12 protein-coding genes are annotated in these 13,525 nt (G+C 70.7%); 5 read left to right on the plus strand and 7 right to left on the minus strand.

What is annotated here, in order from left to right:
* Nucleotides 1–172: 172 nt before the first annotated feature.
* The 4 genes from ACZ4LX_RS29540 to ACZ4LX_RS29555 all read left to right on the plus strand — a co-directional run bounded on the left by ACZ4LX_RS29540 (nt 173) and on the right by ACZ4LX_RS29555 (nt 3,714).
* A complete protein-coding gene (locus ACZ4LX_RS29540; protein WP_467641881.1) occupies nt 173–991 on the plus strand; it encodes a DUF4097 family beta strand repeat-containing protein in 819 nt (272 codons plus the stop codon).
* Nucleotides 992–1,062: 71 nt separating this feature from the next.
* Nucleotides 1,063–2,544 carry a hypothetical protein gene (locus tag ACZ4LX_RS29545; protein WP_467641884.1) on the plus strand — a complete coding sequence of 494 codons (1,482 nt, stop codon included), beginning with the start codon at nt 1,063–1,065 and terminating at the stop codon, nt 2,542–2,544.
* A gap of 190 nt (nt 2,545–2,734) precedes the next feature.
* Nucleotides 2,735–3,340, plus strand: a complete 606-nt coding sequence (locus ACZ4LX_RS29550) for a DUF4383 domain-containing protein (protein ID WP_467641887.1) — start codon at nt 2,735–2,737, stop codon at nt 3,338–3,340.
* A gap of 158 nt (nt 3,341–3,498) precedes the next feature.
* On the plus strand, nt 3,499–3,714 hold the full coding sequence (locus ACZ4LX_RS29555; protein ID WP_467641890.1) for an FmdB family zinc ribbon protein: 216 nt from the start codon (nt 3,499–3,501) through the stop codon (nt 3,712–3,714).
* 96 nt (nt 3,715–3,810) lie between these two features.
* Here the strand turns inward: ACZ4LX_RS29555 and ACZ4LX_RS29560 are convergent, their stop codons facing one another.
* From ACZ4LX_RS29560 to ACZ4LX_RS29575, 4 genes are all read right to left on the minus strand, one after another.
* A complete protein-coding gene (locus tag ACZ4LX_RS29560; protein WP_467641893.1) occupies nt 3,811–4,470 on the minus strand; it encodes an O-methyltransferase in 660 nt (219 codons plus the stop codon).
* A 208-nt stretch (nt 4,471–4,678) separates the two neighbouring features.
* Nucleotides 4,679–5,506 (minus strand): HAD family hydrolase, encoded by an 828-nt coding sequence (locus ACZ4LX_RS29565; protein WP_467641896.1) that lies wholly within the window; start codon nt 5,504–5,506, stop codon nt 4,679–4,681.
* 80 nt (nt 5,507–5,586) lie between these two features.
* Nucleotides 5,587–8,139: a phosphoribosyltransferase gene (locus tag ACZ4LX_RS29570; protein ID WP_467641899.1), complete on the minus strand. Its 2,553-nt coding sequence runs from the start codon at nt 8,137–8,139 to the stop codon at nt 5,587–5,589.
* 236 nt (nt 8,140–8,375) lie between these two features.
* Nucleotides 8,376–9,539: an HpcH/HpaI aldolase/citrate lyase family protein gene (locus ACZ4LX_RS29575; RefSeq protein ID WP_467641902.1), complete on the minus strand. Its 1,164-nt coding sequence runs from the start codon at nt 9,537–9,539 to the stop codon at nt 8,376–8,378.
* Between the two features lie 221 nt (nt 9,540–9,760).
* Here ACZ4LX_RS29575 and ACZ4LX_RS29580 point away from each other — a divergent pair, with 221 nt between their 5' ends.
* Nucleotides 9,761–10,594: a TerD family protein gene (locus ACZ4LX_RS29580; RefSeq protein ID WP_467641904.1), complete on the plus strand. Its 834-nt coding sequence runs from the start codon at nt 9,761–9,763 to the stop codon at nt 10,592–10,594.
* Nucleotides 10,595–10,682: 88 nt separating this feature from the next.
* Here ACZ4LX_RS29580 and ACZ4LX_RS29585 read toward each other — a convergent pair whose 3' ends face one another.
* The 3 genes from ACZ4LX_RS29585 to ACZ4LX_RS29595 all read right to left on the minus strand — a co-directional run bounded on the left by ACZ4LX_RS29585 (nt 10,683) and on the right by ACZ4LX_RS29595 (nt 13,349).
* Nucleotides 10,683–11,417, minus strand: a complete 735-nt coding sequence (locus tag ACZ4LX_RS29585; RefSeq protein ID WP_467641907.1) for a TerD family protein — start codon at nt 11,415–11,417, stop codon at nt 10,683–10,685.
* Between the two features lie 152 nt (nt 11,418–11,569).
* Nucleotides 11,570–12,703, minus strand: a complete 1,134-nt coding sequence (locus ACZ4LX_RS29590) for a DUF475 domain-containing protein (protein WP_467641910.1) — start codon at nt 12,701–12,703, stop codon at nt 11,570–11,572.
* A gap of 70 nt (nt 12,704–12,773) precedes the next feature.
* The gene (locus ACZ4LX_RS29595) at nt 12,774–13,349 is read right to left on the minus strand and encodes a TerD family protein (RefSeq protein ID WP_362541134.1); all 576 of its coding nucleotides are present in this window, start codon (nt 13,347–13,349) and stop codon (nt 12,774–12,776) included.
* Nucleotides 13,350–13,525 lie beyond the last annotated feature (176 nt).

A 13,525-nucleotide genomic window follows, 5' to 3' on the forward strand; every position in this document is an offset into this window, starting at 1 on the left:
CCAGCCACCTCTGCCGTCCCAGCCGCCCCCGCCGCCCCGCCCCGCCCCGCCCGCAGCCGGTACGGGGGATATCCCCACCCCCAAGACGGTAGCCGTCCGGATCGTCCCCCTGGCCGGGCACTGCCTACGGTGGGCGCATACCGGCAGCACCAGCCAGGGGGACCCCATCACCATGACCGCCCGCACCCGCACCCGTACCCGCGCCCTGAACCGCACTCGCGCCCGCACCCGTGTCCGTACCAACGCCCTCGTGGCCGGCGGAGGTGCCGTTCTGCTTGTCGGGGTGCTCAGTGGGTGCGGCAGTACCGATGTGGAGGGCGCCCCCGCCGAGCACAAGTCGTTCGCGTACAGCGGGAAGGCGCTGACCATCGACGCGAAGAACTCCACCGTGGATGTCGTCCCCGCCGATGTGGAGCGGATCGAGGTGACCCGCAAGGTCGACGGGTGGGTCATGTTCGGGGACGGGCCGGATCCCGTATGGAAGCTGGAGGGCGACACGCTGACGCTCCGGGTGACATGCGACGCGCTGATCAGTGACTGCGGCGCACAGCACCAGGTAAAGGTGCCTCGTGGGCTCGGCCTGACCGTGGATGCGGGCAACGGGAAGGTCACCGCTTCCGGGTTCGGTACGCCTCTCAAGCTGTTCTCCGACAACGGCGGAGTCGTTGTGCGGGATGTCAGCGGGCCCCTGGAGCTGAAGAGCGACAACGGTTCCGTGCGTGCTGAGCGGATCTCGGCGGCGTCCGTGGTGGCCCGTTCGGACAATGGTTCGGTGAAGCTCGGCTTCCAGCGTGTGCCGAATCTCGTGGACACCGTCAGCGACAACGGGGGCATCACCATCGATCTTCCGGCAGGCAGCACCCGGTATGCCGTGGCCGCGTCGGCCGACAACGGGCACGTCTCCGTGAAGGTGCCCCGCAGTGACGACAGCCGTCATGCGGTGAAGGCGCACAGCGACAACGGCCAAGTCACTGTGCGAAGCGCGAACTAACAGGCCCGTGTGTTCGTCTTTACCTGGTGGGAGAATGTACCGGCAGGACGGGCACAGCACGGGAGAGGGATGTGACGGCGACACACGCGAAGCCGCAGGCGAGAGCGGGTGGGAGTTCCGCCGTCAGTGCTGTCCCAGTCGGTGACGCATCCATCGGTGACGTATCCCTCGGCTCTGTTCCCGTCGGCGATGCCCCTGCCGGTCGGTACGGGCGCGGGCGCGGCACGCGCGGCGTGCGCGACGTTCTTCTGCTGATGCTGCTGCCCGTGCCGCTGTTGGTGTCGGCTCTGCCTGCCGCCGTCGCCGGGGGCGGTACGCGGCGTTGGTTCGGCGGGCGCGGCGAGGGGCAGCGGGCCGAGGCACAGGCGGCGAAGGATGCCGCCGCCGAGGCCTTCTACGAGCTCGACACCGCTCAGCGCGATCTGCAGATCTCCATCGAGACCATCACGGCCGTGGACAGTTCGCCGGCCGCCCGGAAGGCCGTCGACGGTTTCGCCGCTCTCGGACTGCGTATCGACGAGGCCAGCCACGCCTACATCACGGCCGTCGACGCGCACGATCTCGACCGCGATGATCTTGAGTCTGCGATTGCCTCCCGCGCCAGGGCCGAGCTGTCCTCCGCGAAGGACGAGCTCGTACGGGTCAAGGGCGAGCTCGACCGGTTCGCCGCCGGACTCGGTCCGCTGCTGGGGAGCGCCGAGACCCAGCTCGCCCGGCTCGCCCCCGCAGTGGAACGGGCGCGACAGGCGCTCCTCGCCGCGAGCAATGCTCTCGACGCGGTGCGGGCGTCCGGACTGCGGGCGGACGACCTCGCCGCACGGCTGGCCGCCCTCGCCCCCGAGCTGACCAAGCTCAACCAGGGCGCGGGCCGACACGGTGTGCCCGAGACGCTCCAGCGCGCCGATCAGGTGCTGCGCGATGCCGAAGCCGTACGCGCCGAGGCGGCACAGCTGCCCGAGCGGGCCGCCGAGATCGACAAGCGGCTGGTGACTCTGCGTACGCGGGCCCAGGCGCTGACCACCCGGTCGGCCTCCGTCGAGCCCGTGCTCAGCGAGCTGCGGCGGCGGTTCTCGGCAGCCTGCTGGCAGGACCTCCAGCCCGTTCCCGAGCAGGCGGCCGTCAATGTGCGCCAGGCCGAGGACAAGCTGAAGGAGGCCGCGAAGGCGCGTGACGAGCAGCGCTGGGCGGACGCCACGTCGCGGTTGAGTACCGTACGGGCCCTGCTCAACGCCACGGACGAAGCGGTGTCCGCGGCCGGTGACCGGCTGCAGCGGCTGGATGCCGTCGCCAAGGACCCGCAGCAGGAGATCCAGCGCACCCGGTTCGCGATCCGTGACGCGCAGCGCCTCGCCATGGCCGGGCGCCACACGCCCGAGCCCCGTCACGCCCGGCCGCTCGACGACGCGGTGGCCCGGCTCGACCAGGCGGTCACCGCCCTCGACGGACGCCATCCCGACTACTGGCACTTCCTGACCGTGACGGAGGGCGTACGGCAGACCGCCGCCCGCGTCGTCTCCGAGATCCGCGAGGAGCGCGGCGCGGGCACCTCATGACCGGCGTCGGCGCGCTGTGACCGGCACCGGCACCTCATGACCGCGGCGCCCCATGACCGGGCCGGGGCAGGATCCGGGCCGGGGGCAGGATCCGGGCCGGGGCCGACGCTCGTACGTACCGCTGTCCGGGCCGCCTGGCGTGCGGCGGCCGGGTAGCGGCGGGATCCTGGTAGTACGCGAAGGAGGCCCCATGGCCACCCATGTACTGCGTCCCGCCCGACGGCAGGCCGCCCACCGCAAGGCCACACGGCTCGATGAGCACCTGCCGGTGGACCACCGGCTCAGCCGCGTCTACCGGATCGGCGCCGGCCTGATGGGGCTGGTGCTTCTCGCCTTCGGCATTCTCGGGCTGACCGGCCAGGTCGGCTTCTTCGACACCGGCGGTGACACCGTCGCGGGTCTCAGCACCAATGGCGCGCTCAGCGTCCTGTCGATCTGTGTCGGGCTGCTGCTGTTCATCGGAATGGTCATCGGCGGCAACTTCGCCTCGACGCTCAACATGGTGCTGGGGATCGCCTTCGTCCTCAGCGGTTTCGTCAATCTCGCCCTGCTGGACACCGGGGCCAACTTCCTTGCCTTCGAGATCCAGAACGTGCTGTTCAGCTTTGTGGTCGGGCTGCTGCTGATGATGTTCGGGATGTACGGGCGCGTCAGTGGCGGGCTTCCCCGTGACAACCCCTACTGGCGGGCCCGCCATCCCGAGGAGGCCGCGCGTGAACAGCGGCTCGCGCGGCGACGGGCCGTCGAGGAGATGCCCGTCGTCCGGCGCGGTGGCTCACAGCCCGGCGGATCGTAACCGGCCAGTTCACAGTCCGGTGGTTCACAGCCCGGTGGCTCACAGCCCTGCGATTCACAGCCCGGCAGTCCGCAGCCCAGCGATTCGTCACCCTGCGGCTCATGGAACGTGCGGGCTGTCCGGCTCCCGTCGGCCGTGTCGGCCGCTAGCCTGGGGCCATGCCTCGTTACGAGTACCGCTGCCGCTCCTGTGGAGACACCTTCGAGCTCAGCCGCCCGATGGCCGAGTCCTCGGCCCCCGCCTCCTGCCCCGTCGGGCACGAGGACACCGTCAAGCTTCTCTCGGCCGTCGCCGTGGGCGGTTCGGCCGGTTCCGCTCCCGCGCCCTCGGGCGGAGGCGGCGGCGGTTGCTGCGGCGGAGGCTGCTGCGGCTGACCCGTCACGCAAGGCGGCCCGGCGCCCCGCGCTACGGCTACGGCTACGGCTACGGCTACGGCTACGGCTACGGCTACGGCTACAGCTACAGCACCGCTACCGCTTGCGCGACAGCGTCAGTCCGTCCGACACCGTGAGCAGCACGCTGTCCATCCTCGGGTCGGCGGACACATGGTCGTTGAACTCCTGGATGGCCGCCGCCGACCCGGTCGCCCCCGGGTCCGTCACGTCGCCGTGGAAGAGCACGTTGTCCGTGGTGATGAGGCCTCCCCGGCTCATCCGGGGCACCAACTCCTCCCAGTACGCGATGTAGTTCTCCTTGTCCGCGTCCAGGTAGGCGAAGTCGATGTGCGGCTCCGCGGGCATGGCCCGCAGGGTGTCGACGGCCGGGGCGATCCGCAGGTCGATCCGGTCGGCGACGCCTGCCTTCGCCCAGGCCTCACGGCCGTAGGCGGTCCACTCCTCCGAGATGTCGCACGCGATCAGCCGGCCGCCGTCCGGCAGCGCCTGGGCCATCGCCAGGGCGGAGAACCCGGTGAAGGTCCCGACCTCCACGATGTGCCGGGCCCCGGTCAGCCGTACGAGGAAGGCGAGCAGCGGGCCCTGTTCCTCGGCCGACTGCATGCCGGCGTGGCCGGGCAGCCGGGCGTAGGTGGTGTCGACGAGTTCGCGCTGCACCGCGTCCAGCGGCGGGTTGTGGGCCAGCATGTACGCGTACAGCTCGTCCGTGATCTTGGTCTGGTTGCCCTTGGTCATCGCACCGCTCCTTGCTGAGAACTGGAACGCTCCCTCCGATGAGCGGGCGGGAACGCGGTGACTGTAGCCGCAGGCCAGGGCCGTGTACGAGCAATTTCGGCGCGCGTCGCGGTCGGCCCGTCCCTCGCCCCGGACCGGTCGGCCCCGCCCCGCCCTCGGCTCGGACCGCCCGCTCCTCCCGGGCTCGGACAGCCGCCCCGCCCTCGGCTCAGACCGCCCGGCGCGGCTCCGGCTCCGTCGCCGCCAGGAAGCGTCGCAGGATCTCCTCGCCCGCCGCCACGCCGCTCTCCGCGGTCGCCTCCACATGCGGGGCGCTCCAGCCCGCGTCGGCCAGTTCGCCGTGGCCGGGGCGCCAGCCCCGGTCGGCGGCGAGCAGCAGGTCGGCGTCGAGGAGCGAGTCGCCCGCGGCCAGGGTGAGCGTGGCGCCGGTGCGGCGGGCGACCTCGCGCATGGCCGCGCTCTTGGTGAGCGGACGCGGTACGACGTAGATCTTGCGGCCCTGGAGCGAGACGGTCCAGCCGCGCGGCTCCGCCCACGCGGCGAGTTCCTTCGTCCAGTCGGCCGGCAGAAGGGCCCGGTCGACGACGAGGTAGGCGAAGAGGTCCTCGGCGACCCGCTCCTTGAGCAGCCAGGCGGGGTCGGCGGCGGAGACGAGGTGGGCGCGGACCTCGTCGAGCGAGGCGCACTCCTCGGCCAGCCGGCCGGTCACGGTCCGCTGCCAGTCGCGGTCGGACGCTCCGTCCACCAGGATGTGTCCGCCGTTGGCACAGATCGCGAACTCGGCTGCGGGGCCCGGGAGATGAATGCGGTGGTACTGCTCGCGGGTGCGGGTGGTGGTCGGTACGAAGACCGTGGAGGGGGAGCCCGTCAGTTCGGCGAGCAGGGCGGCGGCCGTCTCCGTGACGTACGAGAGGGGCGTCCTGTCGTACACCTCGACGCAGAGCAGGCGGGGGGCCTCGGCGTCCGGCATCGGGAGCTGGAGGGCCGCCGCCGAGTAGATGAGGGTGCGGTCGAGGTCGCTGGCGACCAGCGTCACGGGGGAAGCGGACGAGGAGCCGGGCAGGGGCGCCACCTGAGGGGTCACCTGGGGTGCCGTCCGAGGGGTCAGCTGGGAGGTCACTTGGAATCGACCGCCCTGCCGTCCGCGCCGGTCGCCCCGCGCGTGTACTTGGGGTGGATCAACCCGACGCAGGTGTAAGGGAGTTCGTCGACCTCTTCGACCGGGACGCCGCGCTGGTCCGCCAGCAGTCTGATGTGTTCCAGGTCCGCGCCGGCGCCGCGCTTGGCGAGGATCTTCCACGGGACGCGGCGCAGCAGGACGCGGGTCGTCTCGCCGACGCCCGGCTTGACGAGGTTGACGTCGTGGATGCCGTGCTCCTCGCTGATGCGCTCCACCGCGGCCCAGCCCTCCCAGGTCGGTGCGCGGTCGGCGGTGAGCAGTTCCTTCACCTCGGCGTCCACGGCGTCGGCGACCTCACCGAACCGGTCGGTGACGGTGTCGAGGAAGTGGCCGGAGACATCGGATCCGGCGAGCTCCCGGTAGAACTTCGCGCCGTGGAAGTCATCGGGTCCGACCAGGTCGGAGCGGAGGACCGTACGGGAAATCAGTCCGGACACCGTGGAGTTGAGGCAGGCGGAGGGGATCAGGAAGTCCTCGCGGGTGCCGTACGTGCGGACGCAGCCGCCCGGGTCGGCCAGGACGGCGATCTCCGGGTTGAAGCCCTCGGTCCCGTCGGACTCCTCGAACTCCGCGATCGCCGCGGCCAGTTCACGGGTGATGGCACCCTTGCCCGTCCAGCCGTCGACGAAGACGACGTCGGCCGGGTTGTGGTGGGCGGCCAGCCAGCGCAGGGCGTTGGCGTCGATGCCCCGGCCGCGCACGATCGAGACGGCGTAGTGGGGCAGGTCGACGCCGCTGCGGAGGCGGGCCCAGCGGCGCATCAGTACGCCGACGGGGGTGCCGGCGCGGGCCAGCGAGACGAGCACGGGGCGGGGGCCGCGCTCGGCGAGGACGGTCTCGGTGACCGTGCCGACGGCGCGGGCGATGCGGGCGGCGGACAGACTCAGGGCCGCCTTGAAAAGGTCCTGGTACTGCTCGGACGGCTGGTACTCGACGGGCAGCGACTCGGCGTAGTGCGCGCCACCGCTCTGTATCGCCTCCTCGCGCTCCTCGGTGGGGGCCTCCAGCTCGGTGTCCGACAGGTCCTGGAGCAGCCAGCCGACCTCGTCGGGTGCGTAGGAGGAGAAGGCGGGGCCACGGAGGGGCTCGGGCAGCATGGCGGTCTCTTCCTGCCGTTGGGGGGCGTACGACGGGGCCGGTCCGGCGGCGGACGCCCCGGGCGGCGCGTACGAGGGGACGACCGCCAGCAGGACGTGGGCGGTGTGCGGTGCGAGCTGGTGCAGCAGGCCGCCGGGGCCGTGCAGCGCACGGGTGTCGGCGGTGGAGTCGACGACGAGGACCACGGCGTCGAAGCCGCCGCCCGCGACGTTGTACGCGTAGCGCTCGCCGGGGCCGTCGGCCGGGTCGTCGTGGGCCGGGAAGACCAGCCGGGTGCGTATCGCGTAGCCCGGGTCGTCCACGGCGAGGACCGGGGAGCGGGTGGTGGTGGAGTAGCGGATCTCGGCGCCGGTGCGCTCCTCCAGGGCGGTGCCCAGGCGCAGGGGCGCGTACATCAGCTCTTCGAAGCCGAGGACGAGGACCCGGCCGGGGTGCTCGCCCAGCGCCTGCGCGATGCGGTCCGCCATGGCGGGGAGGGCGGGTTCGAGGAGTGCGCGATGTGCGGGGGTGAAGCCGTGCCGGCCGCCGTCGGGCACTCCGGCGGGCCATTGGAGGTCGATCCGGGTGGGGGGGCGGGGAGGCGTGCGCCGCGGTCCGGGGCCTTCCCCGGGGCGCACCGCCTGCGGCGCCGTCCGGGCCGATTCCTGCGCGGCGACCAGCGCCTGGCCCTTCTCCAGGACACCTTCCGGGAGGCTGACCGTGCCCGTGTTCCTCACGATCAGTTCGACCCGGGCGCCTATCTCCTCGGCGAACTCGGCGAGCCGTCCCTGGTCGGCCGGTGAGCGCATGTCGACCAGGGCCACGATGACGTACCGCTTGCGGGGGTAGCGCTCGTGCAGGGCGCGGATGGTGTTGAGGACGGTGTTGCCGGTGGAGAACTCGTCGTCGACGAGGACGAGAGTCGTACCCGTCCCGCCGCCCTCCTCGCCGGCCAGCAGGTCCGGGTCCTCCGGGAGCAGCAGGTGCGAGGTGGCGTGCGAGTGCGATTCCTCGAAGCCGCCCGCCCGCGTCACGCCTTCGACGGGGCGTCGCGTCGAGTGGAGGTAGGGCGCGGGTCCGAGCCCGTCGGCGACGGCGTGCCCGAGCCCGGTGGCGGTCTCCGCGTAGCCGAGGACGACCGCGTGCCGTGCGCCGTCCTCGCCCAGCAGTTCGTGCACCCGGCGGCCGAGCTCGAAGCCGGCGCCGTACACGACGGAGGGGCGTTGCGGCACGTGCTTGCCGAGCACGTTGGACACGAGCAGATGTGCCCGCTTGGGGTTGCGCCGCAGGGCGAGGCCCAGCAGCTCGCGCAGCTCCCCGTCGCCCGCCAGCTCGACGCCCAGCCGCTCCGCGACCCAGCTACCCGACCACACCACGTTCGCCGTTTCCTTCCGTCGGCCTGTCACGCGCACCCGTTCACCGGGGCCCGCCGTCCTGTCACACGCACGCGCCCGTTCGCCCGGGCCCGTCGTGTCGTCTCTCCCGCGGCCCCGCTCGTCCACCGGCACCGCCGTCTGTCCCACGCACGCGCCCGTTCACCGGGCCCGTCCGTCAAGCATCACTCGCCCGCGCGCGCGGGCGCTCCATGGGGGTGGTGCCCAGGCCGAGGAAGGCGCAAATCACCCGCCCACCCTCCCGGGCGCTCCGCTCACTCCACGACGCTCGCCGCCAGCAGTTCCACGAAGCCGACGTCCTCCTTCGCCACACCGAACACCTCGGCCCGTCGCAGGGTGCGCTCGGCCCAGGCGCGGTGGGGCTTCACTTCGTTCATCTTGTTCGTGTACGACGAACGCAGTACTCCGCCGCCGTCGCGCTCCGGCCGCAGGATGTCCCGCGCGTCGCTGTACTCCTCGTGGCTGACCACGGACAGCGCGTGCACGGGTGCGACGTGCGACGGGTGGATACATGTCTTGCCGAGCAGGCCGTTGGCCCGGTCGAGCTCGATCTCCCGCAACAGCCCGTCCAGGTCGTGCTCGATCAGGGTCGTGCGCAGCTCCTCCTCCCGGCCCTCCAGGAAGGGGCTCCGCCGCAGCTGCGGCTTGAACATGCGCTCCTGGAGCCTGAAGTACTCCCAGACGGGGCCGGTGATGGTGAAGCCCGTGCCGTCCGCCCGGCCCAGCACATTGACCACGTCGGCGATGACGTCGCCGACGATCCGGACGTCGTACGCCGTCATGTCGGGCGCGCGGCGGAGTCCGTAGGCCGAGCAGAAGTCGGTGACGCCGAGCCGCAGCGCGAGTACCCGGTCGCGGTAGGTGCCGACGGTGCGGGCGATCTTCTGGAGGGATTCCTGGCGGGTCTCCAGATGGAGCAGCTCGGGGGATTCGAGAACGGGCATGGCGAACAGCCGCTGCCCGGCGGTCCCCTCGGCCTCGGCGAGCGCCTCCATGAACAGGACGCCCCGCTCCTGGGTGAACTTGGGAAGTACAAAACCGGACAACAGTCGGACGGATCCGCCGAGCCGGCGCACGAGATCCCCGATCTGGCGCGGTTCGCGGACGCGGATGAACAGCAGGGGCAGTTCGGCGCCGCGCTCGGCGAGGTCGGCGAACTGCCTGACCAGGTTCTCCTCGGCGCCCGGCACCTCGGAGTCGTCGATCGAATCCTCCAGGCAAAGCACCATGGAGACGACTCCGCGACGGGCCTGCTTGATGACGTCGTCGGCGAGCGCGGGCCGGGTGGCGGGGCTGTACAGCGTGGCGCCCAGGGCGGCCGCGAGGACGGGCGCCGGGGAACCGGCGTCGAAGTCACCCGGCTCCTGGAAGAACAGATCGCCTCGCATCGCAGCCGTGATATGCCCGAAATGACGCATGTGATTCCCCCCGTGCTGCTTGGCCGACCGGACAACGTGTGGCCGGTAATAGTACGTACGGACGGGTGCCGACAGTTCCCTGCCCACATGAATTCCGGGTAACTCGTCCATTTAGCGATGGTTCCGAAGGGCGCGGAGGACCCCGCTCCGGACTGCGCGCGGGACACGGCTCGCGACCCCCGCGTTGTCCGCACGGGCAGCCAGCAGGCAGGATGACCGGCATGACGCACGCGATGCTGAAAGGTTCGAACGTCCCCCTCGACGCCATGGCCGTACGGGCCGTGCTGCGCTGGACCCCGGGCACCGGGGTCCCCGATGTGGACGCGTCGGCCCTGCTGCTCGGCTCGGGCGGCCGTGTGCGCTCCGACGAGGACTTCGTCTTCTACAACCAGCCCCGCCACCCCTCCGGCCTGGTGCGACGGCTGCCGAAGCGCAGCCTGCCCGAGGGGCTGACGGACACCGTCGAGGCCGATCTGAACGCACTCGACCCCTCGGTCGACCAGGTCGTCATCGCCGCGTCCTCCGACGGAGCCGCCTTCGGCCAGGTGCGCGATCTCCGCATCCTGATCTACGACGCCGCGGCGGCGGGCGGCGAACCGCTCGCCTTCTTCGACGTGCGGGCGGAGACGGGCGAGGAAACCGCGATCATCTGCGGCGAGCTGTACCGCCGAGGCGATGGCTGGAAATTCCGGGCCGTGGGCCAGGGGTACCCGACCGGCCTGATCGGTCTGGCGACCGCCTTCGGCATCTCGGTGGACGAGTCGGAGGCCCCCGCCGAGCCCGGCCCGGCGGCCCCGCCCGTTCCCGCGTTCCCGCCGGCGTCGGCGGCCGACCCCGACGCGCAGGCCACGATCCAGCACCAGCAGCCCGCGTACGGCTATCCAGGGCCCACCGCGGCCCCTGCGACACCCGCCCAGGGCCCCGCGTACGGCTACCCCCAGCCGGCGTCCGCACAGCCCGCCTACGGCTATCCGCAGCCCGCGGCGGCGGCAGCGTACGCACCCGACCCGAATTTCGTCCTGCCGCCGCAGGGGCCGCAGTTCATACGGCCGTGACCAGGCTCGCCGCCCGGACCGCCGCCGCACTCGGGCTCTCCGCCCCGCACGCACGGCACCTCCGCCCCCGCGCCCGGATCCTCCCCCTTCAGGCGCGGGTCTTGTAGCCGCGCCCCCACTGCATGCCGTACCCGTACAGCCGGTCCAGCTCCGACTGGAATCCGTATACGAACTTCACCTCGCGCCGCACGATCAGCTCGTCCTTGACGTTCTCCAGCGTGAAGACGGCGCACGAGCGGGCCTGCGGGGCCCGTTCCTCCAGCTCGATCTCGATGCGCGGCCCGTTGCCCGGGTAGAGCGTGACCTTGGCGTGCGTGCGGTCGAAGGCCGGCGTCTGGTCGTAGATGTAGACGAAGAACAGCATCCGCTTCATCTGGTCGCGCTGGTCGAGGTTGACGTAGACGGTCTCCCCGGACGCCGATCCGAAGCGGTCGTCCCCGCTGAGCTTGATGTAGGGCGGCCCGTTCAGATCACCGAGCAGATTGCCGAGCGGCTGCACCACGCCCCTGGTGCCGTCCGCCAGCTCGTACATGCAGCCCAGGTCCAGGTCGACGTTGGCCACACCCTGGGTGTGGGCCTGGACCACGTCGGGCTTGAAGAGCTTCAGCGGCTGCAGCAGACGGCCGCTCTGCCGGGACCGGCCCTCGATGTCGGACGTGCGCATCTGCCAGGAGAGGTTGACCCGGAGGTTGCCGCTCAGCGCGCCCTGTTTGGTCAGTGAGACCGTGGCGTGCCGGCGCGAGAGCACGATGGAGTTGGTGGCCGCGCTGCCCGATTCGAACTGCGATTCCCGCCCCGGCCACAGGCTGTCCCAGAACGCCATCTCCAACCCCCTACATGTCGGCCCCACCGGTCGCACACGGCACGTGCGGCGCACGTACCGCTACGGGGCGGCTCCGGGCCGGATCCGGGTGTTCCCCGAAGCCTTCGCCGCACGAGCCGCCCCGCAGAGAGCGTTCCTCATTCCCTGCCGGGTCACACCCCGGCGGAGACTTCCGTACTGCCTTCGCCTCCGTCGGCCGCGATCGCGCGGTTGCGCCGGACCGAGGACCAGAAGGACCAGCCGATCAGGATGACACCCACGGAACCGGTGATGAGTTCGGGGATCTCGTACTGGATCGTGACGAGCAGGATGGCGGCCAGGGCGCCGATCGCGTAGTGCGCGCCGTGCTCCAGGTAGACGTAGTCGTCCAGGGTGCCCTGGCGGACCAGGTAGACCGTGAGCGAACGGACGTACATGGCGCCGATACCGAGACCCAGGGCCATCAGCACGATCTCGTTGGTGATCGCGAAGGCGCCGATGACGCCGTCGAACGAGAAGGACGCGTCGAGCACTTCCAGGTAGAGGAACATGAAGAACGCGGCCTTGCCCGAGAGAGCGACCGCGGAGATCTTCTTGCCGGACCGCTTGGCCTCTTCCTCCGCCTCGTGCTCGCGTTCCTCCTCCTCTTCGAGCTTGTTCTCGAAGAAGCCGGAGAGACCGCCGACGATGAGGTACGTGATCAGACCCGCGATGCCCGCGAGCATGACCGTCTCGGCCTTGTCCGCGTGTCCGCCGCCGTGCTGGTGGGCCTTGGTCGCGAAGGTCAGGGCCGAGATCAGCAGGACGATCAGCGCGATGCAGACCGACAGCATGTCGACCTTGCCGAGCTTGGCGAGCGGGCGCTCGATCCAGCGCAGCCACTGGATGTCACGCTCCTCGAAGATGAAGTCGAGGAAGATCATCAACAGGAACATGCCACCGAAGGCGGCGATCGCCGGGTGGGCGTCGGTGACCAGTTCCTTGTATTGGTCCGGGTCGTTGAAGGACAGATCGATGGCCTCGATCGGTCCCAGGTTGGCAGTGACGGCCACGATCACGACGGGGAATACCAGCCGCATACCGAAGACCGCGATGAGCACACCGATCGTGAGGAAGATCTTCTGCCAGAAGGCACTCATCTTCTTCAGGATTCCGGCGTTGATCACCGCATTGTCGAAGGACAGCGAGATCTCCAGGACGGAAAGGATCGCCACCACTCCGAAGGCTTCCCACCCCCCGTAGAACCACGCTGCGACCAGACCGATCGCGGTAATCGCGAACGACCAGCCGAAGGTTTTCAGAACCACTGGCTACCCCATCATGTGTGTAAGGGTCTCCCCCGAAGAGCACGGGGCTCCCCCGCGCCCGTGCGCGGCTTTACGAAACGTTGACCCCGAAGTCTAGAGCGATGCCTCGCAGCCCCGACGCGTACCCCTGCCCCACTGCACGGAACTTCCACTCGCCGTTGTAGCGGTACAGCTCACCGAAGATCATCGCGGTCTCCGTGGAAGCGTCCTCGCTGAGGTCGTAACGCGCGAGTTCCTGGCCGTCGGCCTGGTTGACCACCCGGATGAACGCATTGCTGACCTGGCCGAACGTCTGTCCGCGATTGTCGGCCTCATGAATGGAGACCGGAAAGACGATCTTGTCGCAGTGGCCCGGCACCTCGTTGAGGTTCACGATGACCGACTCGTCGTCGCCTTCGCCCTCACCCGTGAGATTGTCACCGGTGTGCTCGACGGAGCCGTCGGGGCTCGTGAGGTTGTTGTAGAACACGAACCATTCGTCGCCGAGCACCCGGCCCGACTGGCACAGCAGAGCGCTCGCGTCGAGGTCGAAGTCCGCCCCCGTCGTGGATCGTGCGTCCCAGCCGAGACCGATGAGCACCTGGGTGAGATTGGGTGCGGCCTTGGAGAGGGAGACATTGCCTCCCTTGGCGAGCGTGACGCCCATGGTGTGTCCTCCCCGAGTCGATGAACCGGTGATGAACCGGTGAAATCCGTCTGCCGAGCGCGTCCGGCGCCGCCCCGGGTGGGGCGGCGGGCGGGGCAAGGAGGTGGCGCACGGGGTTGGGGCCCCCCCCGGCGGGCCCCCCCGCCCCCCCGCAGAAACCTGGTGGCCCACTACAG

The organism is Streptomyces sp. NPDC026062 (assembly GCF_055568375.1).